At 68.3% G+C, this 24631-nt stretch carries 22 protein-coding genes and 2 riboswitches; of the genes, 7 read left to right on the top strand and 15 right to left on the bottom strand.

Annotated features, from left to right (window positions below; genetic code table 11):
- Nucleotides 1–11: 11 nt before the first annotated feature.
- The 8 genes from FYM52_RS00910 to FYM52_RS00875 all read right to left on the bottom strand — a co-directional run bounded on the left by FYM52_RS00910 (nt 12) and on the right by FYM52_RS00875 (nt 10286).
- A complete protein-coding gene (locus FYM52_RS00910) occupies nt 12–1112 on the bottom strand; it encodes an ATP-binding protein (protein WP_154162713.1) in 1101 nt (366 codons plus the stop codon).
- Nucleotides 1112–4939, bottom strand: coding sequence for a cobaltochelatase subunit CobN (gene cobN / locus FYM52_RS00905; RefSeq protein ID WP_154162712.1), 3828 nt, complete (start codon nt 4937–4939; stop codon nt 1112–1114). The genes FYM52_RS00910 and cobN overlap by 1 nt, the downstream gene beginning before the upstream one ends.
- Nucleotides 4939–6018, bottom strand: a complete 1080-nt coding sequence (gene cobW, locus FYM52_RS00900; protein WP_154162711.1) for a cobalamin biosynthesis protein CobW — start codon at nt 6016–6018, stop codon at nt 4939–4941. The genes cobN and cobW overlap by 1 nt, the downstream gene beginning before the upstream one ends.
- 43 nt (nt 6019–6061) lie before the next feature.
- Nucleotides 6062–6871, bottom strand: a complete 810-nt coding sequence (locus FYM52_RS00895) for an ABC transporter ATP-binding protein (RefSeq protein WP_154162710.1) — start codon at nt 6869–6871, stop codon at nt 6062–6064.
- The gene (locus FYM52_RS00890) at nt 6871–7905 is read right to left on the bottom strand and encodes an iron ABC transporter permease (RefSeq protein WP_202981127.1); all 1035 of its coding nucleotides are present in this window, start codon (nt 7903–7905) and stop codon (nt 6871–6873) included. The genes FYM52_RS00895 and FYM52_RS00890 overlap by 1 nt, the downstream gene beginning before the upstream one ends.
- Nucleotides 7902–8771: an ABC transporter substrate-binding protein gene (locus tag FYM52_RS00885; RefSeq protein ID WP_154162709.1), complete on the bottom strand. Its 870-nt coding sequence runs from the start codon at nt 8769–8771 to the stop codon at nt 7902–7904. Before FYM52_RS00885 ends, FYM52_RS00890 begins: the two co-directional genes overlap by 4 nt.
- Nucleotides 8771–9397 (bottom strand): cob(I)yrinic acid a,c-diamide adenosyltransferase, encoded by a 627-nt coding sequence (cobO, locus tag FYM52_RS00880; protein ID WP_154162708.1) that lies wholly within the window; start codon nt 9395–9397, stop codon nt 8771–8773. The genes FYM52_RS00885 and cobO overlap by 1 nt, the downstream gene beginning before the upstream one ends.
- Nucleotides 9398–9520: 123 nt before the next feature.
- A riboswitch (cobalamin riboswitch) is annotated at nt 9521–9737 on the bottom strand.
- A 45-nt stretch (nt 9738–9782) separates the two neighbouring features.
- Nucleotides 9783–10286 carry a GNAT family N-acetyltransferase gene (locus FYM52_RS00875; protein WP_202981126.1) on the bottom strand — a complete coding sequence of 168 codons (504 nt, stop codon included), beginning with the start codon at nt 10284–10286 and terminating at the stop codon, nt 9783–9785.
- A gap of 59 nt (nt 10287–10345) precedes the next feature.
- Nucleotides 10346–10572, top strand: a riboswitch (cobalamin riboswitch).
- A gap of 133 nt (nt 10573–10705) precedes the next feature.
- On the opposite strand from FYM52_RS00875, the gene FYM52_RS00870 reads away from it, so the two are divergent.
- The 6 genes from FYM52_RS00870 to FYM52_RS00845 all read left to right on the top strand — a co-directional run bounded on the left by FYM52_RS00870 (nt 10706) and on the right by FYM52_RS00845 (nt 17342).
- Nucleotides 10706–11713, top strand: coding sequence for an ABC transporter substrate-binding protein (locus FYM52_RS00870; protein ID WP_154162707.1), 1008 nt, complete (start codon nt 10706–10708; stop codon nt 11711–11713).
- 55 nt (nt 11714–11768) lie between these two features.
- The gene (locus FYM52_RS00865; RefSeq protein WP_154162892.1) at nt 11769–12848 is read left to right on the top strand and encodes an iron ABC transporter permease; all 1080 of its coding nucleotides are present in this window, start codon (nt 11769–11771) and stop codon (nt 12846–12848) included.
- A 5-nt stretch (nt 12849–12853) separates the two neighbouring features.
- On the top strand, nt 12854–13639 hold the full coding sequence (locus FYM52_RS00860) for an ABC transporter ATP-binding protein (RefSeq protein WP_370513778.1): 786 nt from the start codon (nt 12854–12856) through the stop codon (nt 13637–13639).
- A gap of 17 nt (nt 13640–13656) precedes the next feature.
- Entirely contained in the window at nt 13657–14109 is a 453-nt protein-coding gene (locus FYM52_RS00855) for a pseudoazurin (protein WP_154162705.1), read from the top strand.
- A 128-nt stretch (nt 14110–14237) separates the two neighbouring features.
- Complete coding sequence (locus tag FYM52_RS00850) at nt 14238–15575, top strand: OprD family outer membrane porin (RefSeq protein WP_154162704.1); 1338 nt, start codon at nt 14238–14240, stop codon at nt 15573–15575.
- A 300-nt stretch (nt 15576–15875) separates the two neighbouring features.
- Nucleotides 15876–17342 carry an amino acid permease gene (locus tag FYM52_RS00845; protein ID WP_154162703.1) on the top strand — a complete coding sequence of 489 codons (1467 nt, stop codon included), beginning with the start codon at nt 15876–15878 and terminating at the stop codon, nt 17340–17342.
- Nucleotides 17343–17482: 140 nt separating this feature from the next.
- Here the strand turns inward: FYM52_RS00845 and FYM52_RS00840 are convergent, their stop codons facing one another.
- Nucleotides 17483–18985, bottom strand: a complete 1503-nt coding sequence (locus tag FYM52_RS00840; protein WP_154162702.1) for an MFS transporter — start codon at nt 18983–18985, stop codon at nt 17483–17485.
- 70 nt (nt 18986–19055) lie between these two features.
- On the opposite strand from FYM52_RS00840, the gene FYM52_RS00835 reads away from it, so the two are divergent.
- Entirely contained in the window at nt 19056–19574 is a 519-nt protein-coding gene (locus FYM52_RS00835; protein ID WP_154162701.1) for a TetR/AcrR family transcriptional regulator, read from the top strand.
- A gap of 36 nt (nt 19575–19610) precedes the next feature.
- Here FYM52_RS00835 and FYM52_RS00830 read toward each other — a convergent pair whose 3' ends face one another.
- The 6 genes from FYM52_RS00830 to FYM52_RS00805 form a co-directional block, all read right to left on the bottom strand.
- On the bottom strand, nt 19611–20900 hold the full coding sequence (locus FYM52_RS00830) for an arsenic transporter (RefSeq protein ID WP_154162700.1): 1290 nt from the start codon (nt 20898–20900) through the stop codon (nt 19611–19613).
- A 167-nt stretch (nt 20901–21067) separates the two neighbouring features.
- Nucleotides 21068–21580: an arsenate reductase ArsC gene (locus tag FYM52_RS00825; RefSeq protein ID WP_154162699.1), complete on the bottom strand. Its 513-nt coding sequence runs from the start codon at nt 21578–21580 to the stop codon at nt 21068–21070.
- A gap of 6 nt (nt 21581–21586) precedes the next feature.
- Nucleotides 21587–22087 carry an ArsI/CadI family heavy metal resistance metalloenzyme gene (locus FYM52_RS00820; RefSeq protein WP_154162698.1) on the bottom strand — a complete coding sequence of 167 codons (501 nt, stop codon included), beginning with the start codon at nt 22085–22087 and terminating at the stop codon, nt 21587–21589.
- A gap of 11 nt (nt 22088–22098) precedes the next feature.
- Nucleotides 22099–22422, bottom strand: coding sequence for a helix-turn-helix transcriptional regulator (locus FYM52_RS00815; protein ID WP_042412634.1), 324 nt, complete (start codon nt 22420–22422; stop codon nt 22099–22101).
- 352 nt (nt 22423–22774) lie between these two features.
- Nucleotides 22775–23608 (bottom strand): substrate-binding domain-containing protein, encoded by an 834-nt coding sequence (locus FYM52_RS00810; RefSeq protein WP_154162697.1) that lies wholly within the window; start codon nt 23606–23608, stop codon nt 22775–22777.
- A 47-nt stretch (nt 23609–23655) separates the two neighbouring features.
- Entirely contained in the window at nt 23656–24630 is a 975-nt protein-coding gene (locus FYM52_RS00805) for a tripartite tricarboxylate transporter substrate binding protein (protein ID WP_043378044.1), read from the bottom strand.
- Nucleotide 24631 lies beyond the last annotated feature (1 nt).

The raw sequence follows: 24631 nt of genomic DNA, 5'->3' as shown, positions 1-24631 counted from the left end.
GGCAGAGCGCGTCAGGCTTTTTTTGGCTGAAAAGGCCTCAGTGCTTTCACCGCCTGCAGGGGCACGGCCTGCGAGGCGGGCATGGCACCCCAGTCGCCGGCCGGGTTCTGGTCCGCAGGGCCGGCGTCCGGTGCGGGCGCCGGGGCCGTGGGCGGTGGGTTCGTGGCCGCCTGGGCAGGCGGGGTCTCGGGGTGCTGCGGCGGTGGCTCGGCCGGTGGGCTGGACGGCGCCGGTGGCTGCCCCTGGGTGCGGCGGTGGGCCAGCGCCAGTTCGGCCACGGCCTGCACGTCGGCCGGCGTCACCTGCGCCCGGGCCTCCAGCGCGGCATGGGCGCGCGCAGCGCGCAGCATCACCAGATCGGCCCGCACGCCTTCCACGCCGGCGTCCTGGCAGCGCTGGGCCACCTCGTCGTGCACGGCCTCGGGCCACTCCACGGTGGCCAGCCGGTCGCGGGCCTGCGCCACACCCAGCGCCAGGGCCGTCTGTGCGGCGGCATGGCGGCTGGCAAAGGCCTGCGGATCGGCATCGAAGGCCATGCGGGTGCGCACGATCGCCTTGCGCACCTGGGCGTTGGGCACGTTCTCCAGCCGCACGAACAGGCCGAAACGGTCCAGCAGCTGCGGGCGCAGCTGCCCCTCCTCGGGGTTCATGGTGCCGATCAGGGTGATGCGCGCCTCGTGCTGGTGCGACACACCGTCGCGCTCCACGCGGTTGATGCCGCTGGCGCTCACGTCCAGCAGCAGGTCCACCAGGCCATCGGCCAGCAGATTGACCTCGTCCACATACAGGATCCCGCCATGGGCGCGCGCCAGCAGGCCGGGGCGGAACTGCACGGCGCTGCGCTGCAGGGCCGCCTCCAGGTCCAGCGAACCGACCAGTTGCTCCTCGGTGGCGCCCAGCGGCAGATTCACAAAGCGGCCGGCCGGCAGCAGCGCGGCCAGCGCCCGGGCGCTGGTGGACTTGGCCGTGCCCCGTGGCCCCTCGACCAGTACCCCGCCCAGCAAGGGGTCCACGGCCGCCAGCAGCAGGGCCCGTTGCAGCAGGGGCTGGCCCTCGATGGCCGTGAAGGGGAAACCCACGGGCGCGGTGGCAGGCGGGGTGGCTGTCGACATCATCGGCTCTCCAAAAGTTGCTCGGTGGCCAGCAAGTGCTGCTCCAGCAGTTGCTGGTGGTCACCGGGTTGTTGCCACAGGCCGCGGCCGATGGCCTCCAGCAGGCGCTCGCACATGCCGTGGAAGGCCGCCGGATTGTGCTGCTGCAGGAAATCGCGCGTGGCGGCATCGGCCACGAAGGCGTCGGTCACGCGGGCGTACTGGTCGTCGCGCACCACGCGCGCCGTGGCGTCGAAGGCGAACAGATAGTCCACCGTGGCCGCGACCTCGAACGCGCCCTTGTAGCCGTGGCGCTTGATGCCCTCGATCCACTTGGGATTGGTCACGCGCGTGCGCACCACGCGGCTGATTTCCTCCTGCAGCGTGCGCATGCGCGGCGATTGCGGGTTGCTGTGATCGCCAAAGTACAGGTCCGGCTGCTGGCCGCTGTAATGGCGCACGGCGGCCGCCATGCCCCCCTGGAACTGGTAGTAATCGTCCGAGTCCAGCAGGTCGTGCTCGCGGTTGTCCTGGTTGTGCACCACCAGCTGGATCTCGCTGAGGCGGCGCACAAAGGTCTCGGGCACCGCCGTGCCGTCATCCTGCTGGCCATAGGCATAGGCACCCCAGTTGCGGTAGGCCGTGGCCAGGTCCTCGTCGCTGTCCCAGTTGCGGCCGTCGATCAGCCCCTGCAGGCCGGCGCCATAGCTGCCGGGCTTGGCGCCGAACACGCGCAGCCCGGCCTGGTGGCGGGCCGCCTCGTGGCTCAGGCCCTGGGCCTGCAGCTCGGCCGCTTCCTGCAGCACGCGCGCGCGGATGGGGTTGGTGAAGGCGTCCTCGTCGTCCAGGCTGGCGACCTTCTGCACGGCGGCATCGAACAGGCGGATCACGTTCGTGAACGCGTCGCGGAAGAAGCCGGACACCCGCAAGGTCACGTCCACCCGGGGGCGGCCCAGGATGGACATGGGCAGCACCTCGAAGTCGCTCACGCGCCAGCTGCCGTCGTCCCACTTGGGGCGCACGCCCAGCAAGGCGAAGGCCTGGGCGATGTCATCGCCACCGGTGCGCATGGTGGACGTGCCCCAGACCGACAGGCCCAGCGAGCGGGGGTAGTCACCATGCTCTTGGGTGTAGCGCTCGACCAGCAACTGGGCCGACTTGAGGCCCAGCGTCCAGCTGGTGGGCGTGGGTACGGCCCGGGTGTCGATGGAAAAGAAGTTGCGCCCGGTGGGCAGCACGTCGGGGCGACCGCGCGTTGGCGCACCGCTGGGCCCGGCGGGCACGAAGCGGCCCTGCAGGCCACGGCTGAGCTGCAGGATTTCCTGCGGGCCGCAGTCCTGCAGGCGTGGCCGCAGGTCCTGCTGCACGCGTTGCAGCACCTGGCTGGCATGCACGAAATTGGCCTCCAGCGCAATGCTGTCAAGCGCATCATGCTCCAGAATTTGAAGTGCCAGCAGCTCCAGCCGTTCGCGCGTATCGCCGGTGTGGCGCCAGGGCTGGGGGTCGACCTGCCGCAGCAGCTCGGGGAACGGGCCGCTCCAGGGCTGCTCCCAGGCGGCATCCAGCGGATCGAAGTCGCAGCCCGGCAGCAGGTCCTGCGCCAGCGCCCGGATCAGGCTGTTGTTGGCGCCCTGGCCGTGGCCCACGGGGTGGCGCGCCAGGGCCAGCAAGGTGTCGCGCTCCAGCCGGCCAGTGGGCGACTGGCCAAAGATGTGCAGGCCGTCGCGGATCTGGCTTTCCTTGAGTTCGCACAGGTAGGCATCGGTCTTGTTCAGCAGCTCCTGCTCCTCGGCCTCAGAGCGTGGCGCCGCCATGCCCAGGTCCTGGTGCAGGTCGTGCGCGACGATGTGCGCCAGGATCTGCTGGCGCAGCAGCGTGGCCCGCCGGCGGTCCAGCGTGATGGCTTCGTAGTACTCGTCCACCATGCGCTCCAGGTCGCGCGTCGGGCCATAGCTTTCGGCGCGCGTCAGCGGCGGCATCAGGTGGTCCACGATCACCGCCTGGGCACGGCGCTTGGCCTGGGTGCCCTCGCCCGGATCGTTGACGATGAAGGGGTACAGGTGCGGCATGGGGCCGAACGCCAGGTCCGGCCAGCAGGTCTGGGACAGGGCCACGCTCTTGCCAGGCAGCCATTCCAGGTTGCCGTGCTTGCCCACGTGCACCATGGCATCGGCCTGCCAGGCGGTGCGCAGCCAGTGGTAGAAGGCCAGGTAGTAATGCGGTGGCACCAGGTCCGGGTCGTGGTAGCTGGCCATGGGGTCCAGGTGGTAGCCGCGCGCCGGCTGGATGCCGACAAACACCTGGCCCAGGCGCAGCCCGGCCACCATGAAGCGCCCCTGGCGCAGCATGGGATCGGCTTCGGGCGCACCCCAGCGCTGCAGCACGGCCTGCTGGTTGACCGCCGGCAGGCTGGCAAAGAAAGCCTGGTAGCTGGCCAGGTCCAGGCTTTGCTGGGCCGCGCGCAGCTGCCAGGACGCGGGATCGTTGGTGATGCCTTGCTGCAGCAGCGCCATCAGGGCATCGCCGTCGGCGGGGATGTCCTGCAGCGCATAGCCTTGCTGCTGCAGGGCCTGCAGGATGTGGATGACCGAGGCCGGCGTGTCCAGCCCCACGCCATTGCCCAGGCGCCCTTCCTGCGTGGGGTAGTTGGCCAGGATCAGCGCCAGGCGCTTGTCTGCATTGGGCCGGTGGCGCAGGCGGCACCAGCGCCGGGCCAGCTCCACCACGAAGGCCAGGCGCTCCGGATGGGCCTGGTACTGCACCACGTCGGACTGGGTCAGCGCGCTGCGGTGCGACAGCCCCTTGAAACTGATGGCGCGCGTGATGATGCGGCCATCCACCTCGGGCATGGCCACGTGCATGGCGATGTCGCGCGGCTGCAGGCCGTGGGCGTCGTCCAGCCAGCTTTGCTGGTTGCTGCCCGACATGATGACCTGCAGCACCGGGATGTCGCCTGCCAGCGCGTGGTCGCCCGGGGCTTCCAGCGACGACTGGGCGAACGAGGTGGTGTTCAGGATCAGCGACACCTGGTGGGCCGCGCACAACTGGTGCAGCAGGGCCAGGCTGGTGGCGTCTTTCAGCGACAGCACGGCCAGCGGCAAGGGGTTCATGCCCTGGGCCCACAGTTGCTGGCACAGGGTGTGGAACAGCTGGGTGTTGCCCGATTGCAGGTGCGCACGGTAGAACAGCACCACCACCACCGGCTGGCCGGCCTGCCACTGCAGCGGCCCGGGCTGCTGCCAGTCATCGACCGTGGCCACATCGTGTGCCGGGTGGTAGACGGCGGTGGCCGGCAGCGGCCGGGCGGGCAGCGCCGCCTGGGCGCCGCCCAGGAAGCTGTGCCACAGGTAGCGGAACATCTCGCGCGCGTTGGCCGCCCCGCCCTCGCGCAGGTAGCGCCAGATGCTGCGGCACTGCTCGATGGAGGCCGTGCTCTTTTGCAGCAAGTTCATGTCTTCCGTGGTGCAGCCGGAGAACATCACCAGCGTGATGCGGTGCTTGCGGCAGACCTCGCGCACGCGTTCCGTGCCATAAGGCCAGTAGCTTTCGCCGCCCAGGTGGTCGATCACGATCACGCGGGCATGCTGCAGCACCTCGTCCACGTACAGGTCCACCGAGGCGGGCTGGCGCAGGTGCATCAGGTTGGCCAGGCGCACCGTCGGCAGGGGCTCGCCCTCCAGCCCCGGGGCTGTGGCCTGTGCCTGCAACTGTTCATAGGCATCGGCCAGCAGCGCCAGCGTGGTGTCGGCCGCACTCAGCACCACCACATCGGCCGGCGACTGGCCCAGGCTGGACACAAAGGCTTCGTCGTCGACAAAGCCACCGGGCTGGACAGCGAGCAGGTGCATCAGCAGGCTCCGGCAGTCAGGCCGTCCAGCGCAGCGCGGATCGCGCCTTCCTCCAGGTCGTGGCCGATGAACACCAGGTGGGTCTGGCGGGCCTCGTCCTCGCGCCAGCGGCGGTCGAAGTAGCTGTCAAAGCGCTTGCCCACGCCGTGCACCACCAGGCGCATGGGTTTGTCCGGCAGGGCCACAAAGCCCTTGATGCGGTAGACCGTGTGCTCGGCCACGATGGCGGCCAGCTGGGCCAGCAAGGCCTCGCGCTCCACCTCGGGCAGCTGCACCACCACCGAGTCGAACACGTCGTGGTCGTGCTCGTCGTGGTGGTGGTCGTCGTCACCGTGCTCGTGGTGGCCCACGCGTTCATGGATGCTGTCTTCCGAGGCGCTGGACAGGCCCAGCACCACGTCCAGGTCGATCTGGCCATGGCTGGCGGCCACGATCTTCACCTGCGCCGGCACTTCCTCGCGCACGATGGCTTCGACCTGCGCGCGCTCGGCGGCGCTGGCTTGGTCCAGCTTGGTCAGCACCACCAGGTCGGCGGAGATCAGCTGGTCCTCGAACAGCTCGTGCAGCGGCGATTCGTGGTCCAGGTTGGGGTCCTGCTTGCGCTGGGCATCGACGGCCGCGGGGTTGGCGGCAAACTGCCCAGCCGCCGTGGCGGGCACATCGACCACGGTGATGACCGCGTCGACCGTGCAGGCGTTCTTGATTTCGGGCCAGTTGAAGGCCTGCACCAGCGGCTTGGGCAGGGCCAGGCCGCTGGTCTCGATGAGGATGTGGTCGATCTCGTCGCGGCGCTCGATCAGCTTGCGCATCACCGGGTAGAACTCTTCCTGCACGGTGCAGCACATGCAGCCATTGGCCAGCTCGTACAGCTGGCCGCTTTGCGCGCCGGCCTCGTCCTCGCAGCCGATGCCACAGCCGCGCAGGATGTCACCATCGATGCCCAGCTCGCCGAACTCGTTGACGATCACCGCAATGCGACGGCCATTGGCGTTCGCCAGGATGTGGCGCAGCAGCGTGGTCTTGCCGCTGCCCAGAAAGCCGGTGACGATGGTGGCGGGAATTTTTTGGTGGGTGTTCATGGTCGAAAGACTCCTGTGATCCGTGAAAAATGGGTCGTCGGCTTCAGCGCACGCCGGCCCCCGAGGGTTCTGTCCCAGGCCGGCAGCGCCAGGGCAGCACGTAGCCCTGGCTTTCATGCTCGCCATGCATGGCCTGGACCTGGTAGACACGCTGCAGGTGTGCCGGGGTCAGCACATGGCGCGGCGCACCGCAGGCCACGGCCCGCCCGCCTTGCAGCAGCAGGACGCGGTCGCAAAAGCGGCTGGCCAGGGTGAGATCGTGCAACACCACGACCACGGCATGGCCGGCATTGCACTGGGCGCGCAGCAGCTCCATCACGCTGAGCTGGTGGTAGGGGTCCAGCGCCGCCACGGGCTCGTCGGCCAGCAGCAGCGGCGCCTGCACGGCCATGGCACGGGCCAGGCGCGCGCGGGCGCGTTCGCCGCCCGACAGCGCATGCAGGTGGCGCTCGGCCATGTCCGTCAAATGCATAGCGCTCAGCGCAGCATCCACGGCATTCTTATCGGTTTTTGATGTCGACGCCAGGCGCCAGCGGACTTGGTGTGGCAGGCGCCCCAGTGCCACGAAGTCACGCACCTGCAAGGGCCAGGCCACCTGGTCACCCTGGGCCAGGTAGGCCAGGCGCCTGGCGCGCTGGTGGGGGGCCAGGCGTGCCAGGTCCTCGCCATCCAGCAGCACCCGCCCCTGGTGCGGCAGCAGCTGGGCCAGGGCGCGCAGCACCGTGCTCTTGCCGGCGCCGTTGGGGCCGATCAGGGCCAACAGCTCACCCGACTGGACCTGGAACGATAGGTCCTGCACGCAGGTCTGACCCCGCCATGCCACCTGCAGCGACTCGACCGACAGCGTACGCATCAGCGATGCCTCCAGCGCTCGCGCACCACCAGGTAAAAGAAGAAAGGCGCGCCGATCAGGGCCGTGACCACGCCCAGCATCAGCTCCACCCGCCCGCTGAGCAGACGCAGCGCAATGTCCGCCCCCAGCAGCAGCACGGCCCCGCCCAGCGCACTGGGCAGCAGCAGGCGCGAAGGCCGGTAGCCCACGAGGCTGCGGAACAGGTGCGGCACCACCAGCCCGATGAAGCCGATGGACCCCGTCACCGCCACGCTGGCACCCACGCACAGCGCCGTGCCGGCAATCACCTGCGCGCGCAGCCGCGGCAGGTTCACGCCCATGCTGGCGGCCTCGTCCTCGCCCAGCGTCAGCGCATCCAGCTGGCGGCCGCTGCCGGCCAGGATCAGCAGCCCCAGTGCAATGAAAGGCAGGCACAGCCGCACCTCGTCGAAGCTGCGGTCGGCCAGCGAGCCCATCAGCCACAGCACGATGTCCTGCATGTCGGTGGGCGTGGGGGCCAGGTTGATGGCCAACGACGTCAGCGCCGCCATCAGCGAGGACATGGCCACGCCCGCCAGAATCAGGGTCAGATTGCTAGCGCCCCGGCTGGCGATGCGGTAGAGCACCAGCGTGGCGGCGGCCGCGCTGGCCATGGCCACCGTGGGCAACAGCCAGGCATTCCAGTGCCACAGCCCGAAATAGATGCACAGCACGGCACCCAGGCCGGCGCTGGAGCTGACGCCCAGCAGGCCGGGCTCTGCCAGCGGATTGCGCAGCAGGCCTTGCAGAGCCGCGCCCGCGACACCCAGCGACATGCCCACCAGCACCGCCAGCACCACGCGCGGCAGGCGGATTTCCTGCACGATGGCCTGGTGGCGCACGGCCAGATCGCTGGCGCCTGCGGGCTGCCAGGCCGCCGCCCACCAGTCCGCCACCCCGATGGACACCGAACCGATGCCCAGGGAGATGCCGGCCAGCACCAGCAGCAGGGCCAGCAGCCCGGTGTTCAGCAGCCAGACACGGGGCATGCCGGTGCGTGCGGTCCAGCGCATCATGGGGCCCCCTCGCGCAGCGCCACCCGGGCGGCAGGCCGCGGCAAAGCGTCGATCTGGGCGGCCACCGACTCGGCCGCCTCGATCAGTTGCCAGTTGCTGCAGCCCCAGTCGTTGTGCTGCAGCACCACCACGGGGATGTGCTGCAGCAGCTTTTGCATCTGCGGATGGCGGCTCAGCCCGGAGCGGGCGTAGGCCGCGTCATTGACCAGCCCGGGGGTGATGAAGATGTCGGGCGGGTTCTGCACGATGCGCTCCAGATCGATGCGCCCCCAGCCCTGCAGGCCCAGCGCGCTGGCATGGTTGCGCAGGCCGGCGGCCGTCAGCACGGCGTCCACATGCGTCTGCGCACCCGCGCTGCCGCCATTCGGGCGCAGGTACAGGACCTTGAAAGGCCGCGGTGTGGCGCGCAACTGCGCCAGTCTGGCGGACAGGCTGTCCAGCAGCGCCTGCGCGGCGGCCTCGCGCCCCAGGGCCTGGCCCATCTTGCGCGTGCTGCTGAAGATGCCCTCCCAGTCGGTGGGAAACGGCACCGTCACGATCTGCACGCCATGGCGCTGGAGCAAGGCCGTCTGGTGCCGGGCATTCCAGCGCCGCGAGGCCAGCACCACCTGGGGCTGCAAGTGCAGCACGTCCTCCGCCGTCGCTTCGTTGGCGGGAAACTGCCGGGCCTGGGCGGCCAGGGAAAAGCGCTGCGCATCCTGGCTCTGGCGCGACAGTGACAGGATCTGCTGCGGCGCTGCCAGGCTCAGCGCCAGGGTGTCGGCGCAGATGTTGGTGGACATCAGCGTGGGCAGCGCACCCGCCCCCACGGCCATGGGCAGGCCGGCGCACAGCGCCAGCAGCAGGGCCTGCAGCGGTGGCCGCATCAGAAGTCCACGCCCGCCTGCGCCTTCACGCCGGCCTGGAAGGCATGCCGGGTGTCGGCGATCTCGCTGACCGTGTCCGCCAGCGCCAGCAGCGGTGCCGGCGCACTGCGGCCGGTGATGACCACCGATTGTCCGGCGGGGCGGCGCTCCAGCGCCTGCAGCAGCTGGGGCAGCGCCAGATAGCCGTACTGCAGCATGAAGGTCAGCTCGTCGAGCACCACCAGGCGCAGGCTGGGGTCGGCCAGCATGCGCTGCGCCGCCTGCCAGGCCTGGTTGGCTGCGGGCAGGTCGGCGTCCCAGTCGCTGCGCTGCCAGGAACAGCCCGTGGCCATGGCGTGGTAGTCCACCTGGGCCCTCGCCCCCTGCCCCAGCAGCCCCTGCTGCTGCAAAAAGGTGACTTCACCCGAGGCGTGGGTGCCCGTGATGAACTGCACCACGCCGGCGCGCAGGCCATGGCCCAGGGCCCGGTACAGCATGCCGAAGGCCGAGGTGGTCTTGCCCTTGCCGTGGCCGGTCAGCAGCACGACGATGCCGCGCTCAACCTGGGCGCGCGCCATGGCGGCCTGCACCTGGGCTTTCTTGTCCTGCATGCGTTCAGCATGCTGTTGTTTGAACGTGAGGTCCATGCTCTCCCCGAGCCATTTCCATGGAAAGGCATGCCCATACGGGAAGGTGGTGTGTGTGCGGCGGGCCGGCGCCCCGCCAAGGCGGGATGGAACCTGTCAGCAAACGGCCCACACCCCGTGGCATACAACTGCGTGCCAACAGGTCGGTATTCTGGCTTGCCGTCATACAGCGCACACCGCCTTCCCGGGGGGCTCCCAGTGGCATCGAAGTGTGTCTGTCAGGCTTACAGCAGCGGGGGCTGCGCCGGAATGCTCCACACCAAGGGTGTGAGGTCACCGGACTTCCCGTTTCACCCCACGCACGCGGGTGCGGCGGGGCTCCTGTTGGAGTGCGGATTATAGAAGCGACTGCCGCCCCCGCGGCGCAGACTGCGCGCGGCGCGCGCTACAGGGCGCATTGCATGTGGATGGTGTGCCAGGGCGCGGCCGTTTCGCGCTGCACCACCTGAAAGCCCTGCTGCTGCCAGAACTCCAGCGCGCCCGGCAGGAACGGGTGCGTGTGCAGGTACAGCAGCTGCACCCCCTGGGCGATGGCGTGCTGGCGCACGTGGTCCAGCAAGGCAACGGCCAGCCCCTGCCGGCGCCACACCGGGGCGACGAACAGGCGCACCACCTCCACCACGCGCAGCGCGCCGAAATCCAGTTGCGCGAAGCGGCCATCGTAGGCGCGGTAGGCAATGCTGCCCACCATGCCGTGCTGCGGATGCCGGGCCGCCCACATGCAGCCCGTGCCCGCCGCGTACACCTGCTCAAAATGCTGCAGATCCGCGGGGGTTTGCTGCGGATCCACCAGCGTGCCGAACATCTGCTGGCGGGCCGTGTGCAAGAAGTCCTGCACCGCCTCCAGGCGGTGGACGGGCGCAATGGCCATGCATTCGGGAAGGGACATATCAGACTGGAAACAGGTGTCCACGCAGACGGTGCCTGCGCCAGACGCTACAAAATCAGCTACATTACCCGAACTTTGGTTCCGCAAGGACATGCGCCAGCCACCGCCAGCCGCATGAGGGAATCCAATGACCGCCGCCCGCTTCAGGGTCTGGCGGCCGAATGGAACTGCCCCCGCAACTGTAGGCAACGAGCCCGCCCCATCCGCCACTGAATCCACATTCGGGAAGGCGGGGCGACGCGATGACGTGCCAGTCAGGAGACCTGCCAAAGCACCAACCATCGATTGCCGGCGGGGTGTCCGGGAAGTGAGCAATGTCCCGTGGACCTGCCTGCCAGGGCCTTTCGGGGTCTCGCGCGCTGCGGGGGTGTTGCCAGTGCTTCCAGGGGTACCCGCTGTTTCTGGAAAGAAGCCCCCTGATGCTGCCTCGACGCCTTGCCTACGCCGCCCTGCTGGCCACCGCCCTGTCTGCCCACGCCGCGGACTACCCGCTGCAGCTGCAGAACTGCGGCCATCGCCTCCAACTGGACCGGGCACCGGCCTCGGTGGTCACCATCGGCCAGGGCGGCACGGAAATGCTCTACGCCCTGGGCCTGGGTGACAAGGTGGTGGGCACCGCCCTGTGGTTCAACCCCGTGCTGCCGCAGTTCAAGGCCATCAACGACAAGGTACCGCGCCTGTCGGACAACATTCCCAGCTTCGAGTCGGTGATCGGCAAGCGCCCGGCCCTCGTGGTCTCGCAATTCGAGTGGATGGTGGGTAAGGACGGCGTGGTCGCCACGCGCGAGCAGTTCCATGACCTGCGCATCGCCACCTACGCCATGCCGACCGATTGCGAAGGCAAGAACAACCTGGTCGGCGCCGACGGCACGCGCACGGCCAGCTACGACGTCCAGACCCTGTACAAGAGCATCCGCCAACTGGCCGAGATCTTCGGCGTGCCGGCGCGCGGTGCACAGCTGGTCCAGAGCCTCAGCGACCGCCAGGCCCAGGCCGTGGCCAAGGTCCAGGGCGCGCAGCGCCAGCCGCTCACGGCGGCGCTGTGGTTCTCCAGCGCCGACCTGGCGGCCGACCCCTACATGGCCGGCAAGAACGGCGTGGCCGGCTACATGATGCAGACGCTGGGCCTGCGCAACATCGTCAGTTCGACCGAAGAGTGGCCCACCGTGGGCTGGGAAACCGTCGCCAAGGCCAACCCGTCGGTGCTGATCATCGCCCGCATGGACCGCCGCCGCTTCCCGGCCGACGACTACCAGAAGAAGCTGGAATTCCTGCAGCAGGACCCAGTCACCCGGCACATGGACGCCGTCAAGCACCAGCGCATCGTGATCGTGGATGCAGATGCGCTGCAGGGCTCCATCCGCCAGGTGGATGGCATGGAGCAGATCGCCGAGGCGGTGCTGCAACTGCAGGGCCGCGCGAAGTGACACGCGGCCGTCCACGCCGGGCCCCGCGGCCTGCGCCCGGGTGCGCACGGTGCTGATGCAGACCGTGGCGCGCCCGCCTGCGCCCGCCCTGCTGCACGCGGCCGGCCTGTGGCTGCGCGGGGGTCTGCTGACCCTGGCCGCGCTGGTGCTGCTGCTGGTCGCCGTCGTGCTGGGGATTGCAATCGGCGAGACCGAGATCTCCGTGCGCACCGTCTTCGAGGTGCTGGCCAACCAGTTGGCGGGCACCCGCTACGCCGTCGACCCCATCAACCAGGGGATTGTCTGGAACTACCGCCTGACACGCGCCCTGGTGGCCGCCTGCTGCGGCGCCGGGCTGGCCATCTCGGGCGTGATCCTGCAGTCGCTGCTGCGCAATGCGCTGGCCGAACCCTATTTGCTGGGCATCTCGGCCGGGGCCTCCACGGGCGCGGTGCTGGTGACCGTGGCCGGCCTGGGTGCCGGCGCCATCTCCATGACCACCGGCGCCTTCGTCGGCGCCGTCTGCGCCTTCGCCCTGGTGGCGCTGCTGGCCCACGCGGCCGGGCGGGGGGGCCTGCACAACAGCGGGCAGATCGTGCTGGCCGGGATTGCCGGCTCGCAGCTGTTCAACGCGCTCACCTCGCTGATCATCACCAAGTCCGGCAGCGCCGAACAAGCGCGCGGCATCATGTTCTGGCTGCTGGGCAGCCTCAGCGGCGTGCGCTGGCCCGACACGCTGGGGGCGGCCACCGTGGCCGTCGCCGGCACGGTGGTGTGCCTGCTGCACGCGCGCTCGCTTGATGCCTTCACCTTTGGCAGCGAATCCGCCGCCGCCCTGGGCGTGCCCGTGCGCCGCGTACAGCTGACGCTGCTGCTGGCCGCTGCGCTGATGACGGCGGTGATGGTGTCCATCGTCGGCGCGATCGGCTTTGTGGGGCTGGTGATTCCGCACGCCGCCCGCCTGCTGGTGGGCGTGCGGCACCGCCGGCTGATTCCAGTCAGCGCGCTGATGGGCGCCCTGTTTCTGATTGCGGCGGACGTGGTCTCGCGCACGCTGATCCCTGGCCAGGTGCTGCCGATCGGCGTCATCACGGCCCTGGTGGGTGCGCCCGTGTTCGCGCTCATCCTGCTCAAAGCTCCCGGGGGCCGGCCATGACGGCTGTGCAGTCCCCCGCCCTGCAGGCCTGCGGCATCAGCTGGCAGGCGCACGGCACGCGCATCGTGCACGAGGTCTCGCTGCAGGTGCAAGCCGGTGAGCTGCTGGGCCTGATCGGCCCGAACGGCTCGGGCAAGTCCAGCCTGCTGCGCCTGCTGTCCGGCGTGCTGCGCCCCCAGCAGGGCGAGGTGCTGCTGGGCACACAGCCGCTGCACACCCTGCCACGCCGGTCGCTGGCGCGGCAGCTGGCCTTCGTGCCGCAGATGGCCCATACACAAGATGCCATCAGCGTCTGGGACGCGGTGGAACTGGGGCGCACGCCCTGGCTGTCCGCGCTGCGCCCGCTGTCGGCCCACGACCGCGCGGTGGTGGCCCAGTCGCTGGCCGCCGTGGGCCTGCAGGCCAAGGCACACAGCGCCTGGAGCACCCTGTCGGGCGGTGAACGCCAGCGCGCCCACCTGGCGCGGGCCCTGGCGCAGCAGCCCTGCGTGCTGCTGCTGGACGAGCCGACCAACCACCTCGACATCCACCAGCAGCTGTCGCTGATGCAGCTGATCCAGGGCCTGCCCATCACCAAGGTGGTGGCGCTGCACGACCTGAACCAGGCCCTGGCCTGCGACCGGCTGGCGGTGCTGCAGCACGGGCGGCTGGTGCGGCTCGGCCCGCCGGCCGAGGTGCTCAGCCCCGAACTGCTGCGCAGCGTCTTCCAGGTGCAGGCGCGCACCCTGATCGACCCCCAGGACGGCCGCCACGTGCTGCGCTTTCAGCCGCTGGCGGCCCCTGCTCCCTGAGTTTGAAAGGCCCCTCCATGACCCTCCTGCCCCCCAGCCGCCTGGCGGCCCTTCTGCTGTGCGGCGGTGCCGCCACCCTGGCCCACGCCGAGACCTGGGAGGTCCGGATGCTGAACCGCGGCCCGCACGGCCCCATGGCCTACGAGCCGGAGTTCGTGCGCGCCGCACCGGGCGACACCATCCGCTTCGTGGCGGCCAGCAGCGGCCACGATGCGGTCTCCATCGACGGCATGGCGCCCGCCGGGGCCACGCCGTTTCGCGGCAAGGTCAACCAGGAGATCGCCGTCACGCTGACCGAGCCCGGTCTGTACGGCGTCAAATGCCTGCCGCATTACGCCATGGGCATGGTGATGCTGATCCAGGTCGGCGATGCCCCGCTGTCCGCCCTGGCCGTGCCCGAGGTGGTGCCGCCGCAGGCGCAGCAGCGCTTCCAGGCGATTGTGGCGCGCGCCCAGGCCGGCGCCAAATAAAAGAGCACCCTGCGCAGACCCCATGCGGGCTGGCGCGGTATTTCATGGAATTTCTGGCACCGCGGCTGCAGCACCCGCCCGCTGCGGCGGCAGCGCCCCCACCGACCACCTCTCCCGGACCCGACCCCATGCCTTGCAAGACCTCCCCCCTTTCCGCCCTGGGCGCCGCCTTGCTGTGCGCCGCCGCCGCCAACGCCCAGGCCAGTGCCCAGGACGAGGCCCAGGGCTTTGTCGCCGGCAGCCGCCTGGGCCTGCTGAACCGCGTGGTGTGGGAGCAGCTGGACTACCAACAAGGCAGCAGCTTCCGCGCCACCAACGGGCTGCGCGGCCAGACCCAGGCCCAGGAATCGGCCTACGGGCTGATGCTGAACTACCAATCGGGCTACACGCGCGGCCTGGTGGGCGTCGGCCTGGATGCCCACGCCTACGGCGCCCTGAACCTGGACACCCAGGCCGACAGCGCCCGTGCCACGCCGCGCTATGTGGCCAAGGACGGTGCGGACATTGCCGACCGCTTCGGCCGTGCCGGCGCCGCGCTGAAGCTGCGCCTGGCCTCCACCGAGCTGAAACTGGGCGAGATGCGCACCAAGAACCCCATCTTCAGTTCCTCCGACAGCCGCCTGCTGCCCGAGACCAACCGCGGCTGGCAGCTCACCAGCACCGACCTGCCCGGCCTGAGCCTGCAGGCCGGCCGCTTCACACGCTGGAGCGACCGCAACGCGCGCCAGAACGGGGGCCGGCTGCTGGCCAACTATGCCGGCAGCCCCGGCGATGCCTTCAGCTTCCTGGGTGGCACCTGGACCACCCCCGTCCCCCACCTGTCCGTTAGCAGCTACTACGGCCGCTATGCCGAGCACTGGAACACCTGGTACCTGGGCGGCGCCTACCAGCTGCCGCTGGCCGAGCAGCGCAAGCTGGCGTTCAACCTGAACCTGTACCGCAACACCGACACCGGCCAGGCGCGGGCCGGCCACATCGACACCACCACCTGGAGCCTGATGGGCAGCTACGCCTTCGGCCCGCACCAGCTGGGGCTGGGCTACCAGAAGGTGCAGGGCGACAACCCGTTCGACTATGTGAACCGCGGCTCCATCTGGCTGGACAACGCCATGCAGCTGTCCGACTTCAACGGCCCGCGCGAAGCCTCCTGGCAGCTCAAGTACGACGTGGACCTGGGCCCCCTGCTCGCCCCCGGGCTGAGCGCGGGCGTGGCCTACACGCGCGGCTCGGGCATCGACCACCGCCACCTCAACAGCGTCTACGCCAACTACCTGGGCTACAGCGGCAGCGGCGGCAAGCACTGGGAGCGCGACCTGCTGCTGCGCTACACCGTGCAGCACGGCATGGCCAAGGGCATGGCGCTGCAGTTGCGCTACAGCGTGCACCGCGCCAACCGGACGCAGGGCGAAGCCAACATCGACCAGATCCGCCTGCTGGTGGAAATGCCCATCCAGCTGCTGCCCTGAGGCCAGGCCCGTGCGGCACTTTCGTGGCGAAAAAGCAGAGCAGCCTGCGCAGACTGCATGCGCGCTGCAGGCCATTTTGACTGCAACGCCCGGTCGCACCGCCTCGGCAAATGGGCGGCGCGTTAGCTTCTCTTAACTGGCTGTAGGGTCATTAACGCCATCGCCACACAAGAGGTCGGCCATCGCCCAAAATCCAGCCCCTTACGCCACCGCCAAGGCCGCAGCAGTGCGGCTTTTTTGTGGGCCTGTCCGGCCAGGCCAGCGGCCCGCCGGGTGATTGCAACGGATTTCCCCCTTTCTATGTCTGCTGACTCGCAAGTGTCTTCCCTGCGCCGCGGCCTCAAGGCCCGGCACATGTCCATGATCGCCATTGGCGGCTCCATCGGCACCGGGCTGTTCGTGGCCTCGGGCGCCACCATCTCGCAGGCCGGCCCCGGCGGCGCGCTGCTGGCCTACTGTGTGATCGGCCTGATGGTCTACTTCCTGATGACCAGCCTGGGCGAGATGGCCTCGCACCTGCCCGTCTCGGGTTCGTTCGCCACCTACGGCGCCAAGTACGTGGACGAGGGCTTCGGCTTCGCCCTGGGCTGGAACTATTGGTACAACTGGGCGGTGACGATTGCCGTGGACCTGGTGGCCGCGCAGCTGGTGATGGCCTACTGGTTCCCCGGCGTCAACGGCCTGCTGTGGAGCGCAATCTTCCTGGCACTGATGTTCGGCCTGAACTCGCTGTCGTCCAAGGGCTTCGGCGAATCCGAGTTCTGGTTTGCCGCCATCAAGGTGGTGACCGTGCTGGTCTTCATCGGCGTGGGCCTGCTGATGGTCTTCGGCATCCTGACCGGCGGCGCCCCCGACGGCCTGTGGGGCAACATCGCCAACTTCACGGCCGGTGACGCGCCGTTTGCCGGCGGTTTTGCGGCACTGATCGGCGTGGCCATGATCGTGGGCTTTTCCTTCCAGGGCACGGAGCTGATCGGCATTGCCGCCGGCGAGTCCGAGAACCCCGCCCAGAACGTGCCCCGCGCAGTGCGCAAGGTGTTCTGGCGCATCCTGCTGTTCTACGTCTTCTCCATCCTGATCATCGGCCTGCTGATCCCCTACACCGACCCGCAGTTGCTGCGCAACGACCTGGGCGACATCAGCGTCAGCCCCTTCACCCTGGTGTTCGAACACGCCGGCCTGCTGGGCGCGGCAGCGGTGATGAATGCCGTGGTGCTGACCTCGGTGCTGTCGGCCGGCAACTCCGGCATGTACGCCTCCACGCGCATGCTGTACGCCCTGGCGCAGCAGAACATGGCGCCCAAGATCTTCGCCCGCGTGAATGCGCGCGGCGTGCCCATCATGGCGCTGATCGCCACCACCGTGATCGCGGCCTTGTGCTTCTTCACCAATGTGTTCAGCCCCGAGTCGGTCTACATCTGGCTGCTGAACCTGTCAGGCATGTGCGGCTTCATCGCCTGGCTGGGGATTGCCATCAGCCACTACCGCTTCCGCCGCGCCTGCGAGGTGCAGGGCTTTGACACGCACCAGCTGCCCTACCTCGCCGCGGCCTTCCCCATCGGGCCCATCTTCGCGTTCGCGCTGTGCCTGATCATCACCCTGGGCCAGAACTACCAGGCCTTCCTGGCCGAGACCATCGACTGGACCGGCGTGATCGCCACCTACATCGGCATCCCGCTGTTCCTGGCGATCTGGTGGGGCTACAAGCTGGGCAAGGGCACGCGCTTCGTCCGGCTGCAGGACATGGACATCAGCGGCGCCCGCTGAGCCACCGGGCCGCGGCCAAGGGCTGGACAGCCGGGGGCCGCTACTCTGAAAAGAGCTGTCAGCGCTCGTGCCATAAGGGTTTTCAGCTGTTTTATCGCTGAAACCCAATGTGGGCCTGCGCTGGCAGCTCTTTTTTTGGATCAATGCGCGGCCACGCGGGGCGCTTCACCCGCTGCGCCCAGTCTGCGCCGCTGGCCCAGCACGGCCAGCACCAGGGCCAGCAGGATGGCCGCCACGGCCACGCTGACCCAGGTGAAGGACGTCTCGAACGCCTGCATCGCCGCCTGCAGCATGGCCTGGGCCTCGGGGTGGGCACGGGCGTGGGCATGCGCCTCGTCCAGGCTGCCGCCCGCCTGCACGGCAAAGCCCAGGCGGTCCACCGTGGACACGTAGACCGCTGTCATCAGCGAGCCGAAGATGGTCACGCCAAAGCCGCCACCAAACTCATAGGCCACGCCCTCCACGGACCCGGCCATGCCGGCGCGGTCTTCCGAGACATTGCTCATCACCAGGGTGCTGGACGCCGTCAGGCTGGCGCCGATGCCGATGCCGCAGACCGTCAGCACCAGCACCTGTGCCAGCACACTGCCGTCGCGCAGCAGCAGATAGCCGGCGATACCCAGGGCCGTCATCGCCAGCCCGGCGGCAATCACGCGCACGCAGCCGATGCGGCCGATCACCGCGCCGGCCAGCGGCCCGGCAAAGAACGAGCCCAGCGAAATCGGCAGCACAAAGGCCCCGGCCTCCAGCGGGCTCTTGCCCACCACCAGCTGCAGCCGCTGGCTGAGCACCAGCTCGAAGCCGATCAGGGTCATGGACGCCACCAGCGCCACCAGCATGCCGGTGGCAATCGGCGCCTGGGCCAGCAGGCGCAGGTCGATCAGCGGGCGCTCCAGCCGCAGCTGCCGGCGCACGAAGACCCCCAGCGTGGCGCCGCCCAGCACCAGCATGCCCAGGGCCAGCGCGGTGCTGCCGCCGGGCTTGGCCAGCTCCTTGATGCCGTAGGCCAGCGCGATGATGCCGACCATGCTCAAACCACAGCTGGGCAGGTCGATGGTGATAGCGGCATTGCCCGGGCGCACCGGCACATAGCGCAGCGCCAGCAGCGTGGCCACGGCGATGATGGGCACGTTGATCAGGAACACCGAGCCCCACCAGAAATGCTCCAGCAAGGCGCCGCCCAGCAACGGCCCCACGGCCGCACCACCGGAGGCGATCGCAGCCCAGATGCCGATGGCCAGCGCCAGCTCGCGCGGGTCCTGGAACGTCACCCGGATGATGGCGATGGTCGCCGGCAGCATGGCGGCGCCGCCGATCGCCAGCAGCACCCGCGCGCCGATCAGCACCGCGGAGGTCGTCGCCAGGGCCGCCAGCATGGAGGCCACGCCAAACACGACCATGCCGGCGATGAAGATGCGGCGGTGCCCGATGCGGTCACCCAGTGCGCCCAGCACCGGCATCAGCCCGGCCATGACCAGGGAGTAGGCGTTCAGGATCCACAGCTTCTCGGAGGCCGTGGTGCGCAGGGCCTGCGCCAGACTGGGCAGTGCGGTGTACAGCACCGTCATGTCGATCACGACCAGGAACAAGGCCGCGGAAACAATCGCCAGCGTCAGCCAGCGATTTTGAAAGGGTCTCTCCATGTGTCCCACATTCAATTAAAATACGACCGCATTGTAATACGTTCGTATTTTTATTTCCTGCCCCACTGCCATGGCCCGAAAACCTTCCATCGACAAAACCCGCCTGCTTGAAGCCGCGGAGCAGATCATCGTGGCGCGCGGCGCGGCCGCCCTGTCTTTCGACGCCATCGCCAAGGCGGCCGGAGTCAGCAAGGGCGGTGTGCAAAACACCTTCGGCACCAAGGAAGGCCTGCTGGCGGCGCTCTATGAGCACCTGGACAGCGGCTACCAGGCGCGCTTCGACAGCGCCCGGGCCGAGGGCGCCTCGTCGGTGGATGCCTATGTGGATGCCGTGACCACGGCGGCTTCGGCCGTGAACCAGCGGATTGCGGCCTTCTCGCTGGCCATCACCCAGGAGCCGGAGAGCCGCGCCTGCCTGCGCGCCTGGTACGCCCAGGTGTTCGACCAGCTGTCGGCCGCCACCCCCGAATGCCGCCAGGAGATCCTGCGCCTGTGCGCGCTGGAAGGTGCGCTGATGCTGCGCTTCATGGACCTGCTGCCGCTGCAGGACAGCGACTGGGCCCAGGTGTTTGCCGACCTGCGCCAGTGAACGCCCGGTGCATGGGCCGGCACCAGGCCGCAGAATTCAGGCCCGGGCGCCCAGCACCACGGCCAGGGCCGACAGCGTGACCAGCAGCACCGGCAGCGTCAGCACCGCGCCCACCTTGAAGTAGTAGCCCCAGCCAATCGTGCGGCCCTTTTGCGCCAGCACATGCAGCCACAGCAAGGTGGCCAGGCTGCCAATCGGTGTGATCTTGGGCCCCAGATCGCAGCCGATCACGTTGGCGTAGACCATGGCCTCCTTGACCAGCCCGGTGGCGCTGGAGGCATCGATGGACAAGGCGCCGATCAGCACCGTGGGCAGGTTGTTCATGACCGACGACAGCAGCGCCGACAACAGCCCAGTGCCCAGGGCCGCGCCCCAGATGCCGCCCTGCGCAAACCAGTCCAGCCAGCCGGCCAGCTCATCCGTCAGCCCGGCATTGCGCAGGCCATAGACCACCAAGTACATGCCCAGCGAGAACACGACGATCTGCCAGGGCGCGCCGCGCAGCACCTTGCGGGTGCTGATGACCGAGCCGCGCGCGGCCACCGCCAGCAGCAGCGCCGCGGCCACCGCCGCCACGGCGCTGACCGGCACGCCCAGCGGCTCCAGGCCAAAGAAGCCGACCAGCAGCAGCACCAGCACCACCCAGCCGGCACGGAAGGTGGCCGGGTCGCGGATGGCATCGGCCGGGGCCTTGAGCTGGGCCAGCTCATACCGGGCCGGGATGCTGCGGCCAAAGCACAGCATCAGCACCACCAGGCTGGCCAGCACCGAGGCGATGTTGACCGGCACCATCACGGCCGCGTAGGCGTTGAAGCCGATCTGGAAGAAGTCGGCCGACACGATGTTCACCAGGTTGGACACGATCAGTGGCAGGCTGGCGGTGTCGGCGATGAAACCCGCCGCCATCACGAAGGCCAGCGTGGCCGCCGGGGAAAAGCCCAGCGCCATCAGCATGGCCATGACGATGGGCGTGAGGATGAGCGCAGCGCCATCGTTGGCGAACAGCGCCGACACCACCGCCCCCAGCAGCACGATGAAGGCAAACAGCCGCAGGCCATGCCCGCCCCCCCAGCGGGCCACGTGCAAGGCTGCCCATTCGAAGAATCCCGCCTCATCCAGCAGCAGGCTGATGAGGATGATGGCGACAAAGGTGGCCGTCGCGTTCCACACAATGCCCCAGACCACGGCAATGTCGCCCAGGTGCACCACGCCCAGCAGCAGCGCGATGGTGGCGCCGATGGAGGCGCTCCAGCCGATGCCCAGGCCGCGCGGCTGCCAGATGACCAGCACCAGGGTGAAAACAAAGATCAGGATGGCCGTGAGCATGGTGCAGGGCTTTTTCAGAAAAACAAACGAGGCACCACCATGGTGGTGCCGGGAATCGGGAACAGCCGGTCAACGGGCTTGGCCGGCCGCGCAGTGTTCCGCATGGGCACCCATTCCCCCATATGGAGGCATGACCGCTCGGAACGCTGCTGCAGCCGTGCGGCTGGTTACTGGCTGGCAGAGGCAGACAGTGCACGCGCCGTGCCTTGCAGGCATGTGCGCGCCAACTTGTCCGCCGGCAGATTGACCAAGAGCTCCAGACGCTGGCGCATCAGGTGCAGGGTCTGGCGGAAGGCCTCCAGCTTGGTGTCATCGCTGCCGTCGCCGGCGGAAGGGTCGGCATAGCCCCAGTGCGCCGTTGCGGGATGGCCGGGCCAGATTGGACAAACCTCGCCCGCCGCGCTGTCGCAGACCGTGATGATCAGGTCCATGTGGGGTGCCCCGGGGGCGGCAAACACCTCCCAGCTCTTGCTGTGCAGCCCTTGCGTAGCGATGCCGGCCCGCTCCAGCACCTGCAGCCCCAAGGGGTTGGGTTGCTGGTTGGCGCGCGGGCTGCTGCCGGCCGAAAAGGCCTGGAAACGGCCCTGCCCCAGATGGTTGAGCAAGGCCTCGGCCAAGATGCTGCGCGCCGAATTGTGGGTGCACAGGAACAGAACATGCAATGGTTGAGCAGAAGTCATGGAATCTCAGCAACAGGACGAGGAGTTGGAGCCAGAGCGGGGAGCACAGCAACTGGTGGTGGGGGCCGGTGCAGGTGCTGCCGCTTTCGGGGCGCAGCAAGCGCTGTTCGCGGCAGGCGCGTCGGATGTTTCGTGGAAGACCGGAATGTTCTCCAACGAATGGAAATGCTCCCAGGCGATCCCCTGGGGATCGGTGATCCAGTGCTTGTCGCTGCGTGCGTAGCAGCAGGTGGTGCTGCCCTCGTCCTGCACAGCCATGTCTGCGGCCTGTGCACGCGCCTTGAGGTCAGCCAGTTCCTCGCTCGCATCCACCTGAAAACCCAGATGGTCCAGACCCGGCGGGTGGTGGCCGCGCGTGGAAATGGCGAAGTTCACACGCGGATCCTCCAGCATCCATTTGGCGTAGTCGCGCTCCACGAGTGCTGGTGCTGCGCCAAACAGCTGGGTATAGAAGGCGATGTTCTGGGCCAGATCATCGACGTGCAGGTGGACATGAAAGCGTTTCATCGCGAGCTCCTTCAGCAGTGGCAGGACGCGGCCCCGGCCGGCGTGCAGGCCGCGCCTTGACAGCAGTTTTCGGTCATGTACGCAAGCAATCCGTTCATCGCAGGGAACGCGGCCCGGTACAGCACATTGCGACCCAGGCGCTCCTGGCTGACCAGCTCGGCGTGGAACAGCTCCTTGAGGTGGAACGACAGGGCGTTGGGGGCGATTCCCAACTGCTCGGCCAAGGCGCTGGGCGTCAGCCCATCGGGGCCTGCGACCACCAGCGCCCGGAACACGCGCAAGCGTGCCTCGTGGGCCAGCGCCGCCAGGGATCGAATGACTTGTGCTTCTTGCATCAAACAATAATACAACATTTATTGAATCATTGATTTATAAAAAACTGCCTGCCATACCGACGCCAGCATCCATGCCGTGCAACGGCCCAACACCACAGGGCTTGGGACAGCACACCGGCGACGAGGACAGGGATGTTCCCCGCGGCCCTGCAAAGAAGCGCAACGCCTGTTTGTTCAAGCCGTGCTTGCTACGAAAATCGATAGCACTCGACCTCCTGCCCTCCAAAAAAAAGGACCACCTGTGCAGGTCACAGGTGGTCAGCGTGCCCGCCATTGACGGGCGCATGGCCGGCTAGGACAGTCGTCACGGGCGGCACAACCCGAGCGACTCACCTTACGCCAAGCTGGGGGTTCAACGCGCCGCAGCGGCTGCGGGCTCCATGCCAGTGCTGCGCACGATGGGCGCCGCGGCAGGCGCGGCCAGGAAGCGGATCAAATGCGAGGCCACGGCCGTGTCCGCAGCACCTTCCGCGACCCCGGCGGAAAAGAAGACTCGTTGCTGAACTTCCTCAGGCAAAGGGCCGACGAACTCCAGCTCCTTGAATGGCAAGAGTTCGCTGACCTGCTGGAAGCCGATTTCAGCATCCCCGCGCAGCACGACAGCCCCCACGCGTTCGCTGTAGATCTTGGTGGCCTTGTGCTTGATCTGCTCGGCCACGCCCAGGCGTGGAAACAGTTCGTTGGACAGGTACGTCCCGCTGGCACTGGCGGAATAGGCGATCGACTTAGCATCCAGCAAGGTCTGCTTGAGTCCATCGACGCTGCTGATGTCAGGCTTGGGCGTGCCTTTGCGCACGCTCATGCCGATCATGGAACGTGCCAGATCCACACGGCTGCCGGTCTTCACCTTACCTTGCTGAATGAACTGGTCCAGGGCCGAGTCGGCCAGGATCACGATGTCAAACTGCTCGCCCCGCGCCAGGCGGCTGGGGATGGAATCGGGCGCATTGCCGATCGAGGCGCCACGTGAGGTGATCACTTTGTGCCCTGTGGCCTGCTCGTAGAGCGGGATCAGTTGGTCGTATGCGGCCGAAAACCCGCCGGAGGTCACCACCCGGATTTCCGCGGCATGGACGACCGTGGTGCACAAGGCACTGACGGCCAAGCCTGCGCCCGCCAGCAGGCCCAGGAAGGTGCGGACAGCGCCACGCCGGGATACGGCATGCTTGTGAGCGATGGTGTGCATGGAATGTCTCCTGTGTTGTTGTCAGTTGTCGTTGTCGCTGCAGACCATCAATCGGCTGAGATCTTGCGCTCGCGGATGATGCGGCCCCACTTCGCATGCTCGGCGGCGATGAAGCTGCCCAGTTCTTCGCGCGTCCCTGGTGCTGCGGTCTGCCCGTGCTTGAGCAGGTTGTCGCGCACCTCGGGGGTGTTCAAGACCTTGACCAGCTCGGTGTTCCAGCGGTCCAGCAAGGCCTTGGGCGTTTTGGCGGAAGCCACGAAGGCATACCAGTTGGTGGCATTGAAGCCTGGGTAGCTTTCGGCCACAGTGGGCACATTCGGCAGGTAGGCAGGCCGGCTCAGGCCCGTGGTGGCCAGCGGAATCAGCTTGCCCGATTCGATGTGCGGCAGCGCCGTGGGTGGCGCCGCATAGAACGATGTGACGCGCCCACCCAGCACGTCCTGCAGCGCAGGCGCCCCGCCCTTGTACGGCACGTGCACGGTATCGATCTTGGCGACATCATTAAGCAACTCGCCCGCCAGATGCGCAGCCGAGCCTGGGCCTGTGGAGGCGAAGTCCAGCTTGCCCGGTTCACGCTTGGCCTTGGCCACAAACTCGCCCATGCTCTTGATGCCGGTGCTGGCCGGCACCACCAGCACATTCGGGAAGGTCACCCCCATCGTGATCGGTGCCAAATCCTTGAGCGGGTCGTAGCTGACCTTCATGAAGTGGGGAGAAATGGTCAAGGGGCCGATGGAGCCAAACAGCAGCATGGAGCCGTCCGCAGGGCCATTCGCCACCTGGCCATGGGCCAGGTTACCGCCGGCACCGGGCTTGTTTTCCACGATCACGGATTGGCCGATGTTTTCGCCGAGTTTCTTGGCGATCACCCGGGCGGCGATGTCGGCCGAGCCGCCTGCAGCGAACCCAACCACCAAGGTCACAGCTTTCTTGGGCGGAAAGTCCTGCGCATGCGCTAGGTTCGTGGCAAGGCAGGCAGTTGCGGCCAGGGCACCGCTCGCAAGCAATGTGCGTCGTTTCATT

Origin of the sequence: Comamonas sp. CAH-2 (assembly GCF_009668305.1) — a bacterium.
GTDB lineage: Bacteria > Pseudomonadota > Gammaproteobacteria > Burkholderiales > Burkholderiaceae_C > Comamonas > Comamonas aquatica.
Note: the sequence above shows the minus strand (reverse complement) of the source record. Positions and strands in the feature narration are given on the sequence as shown.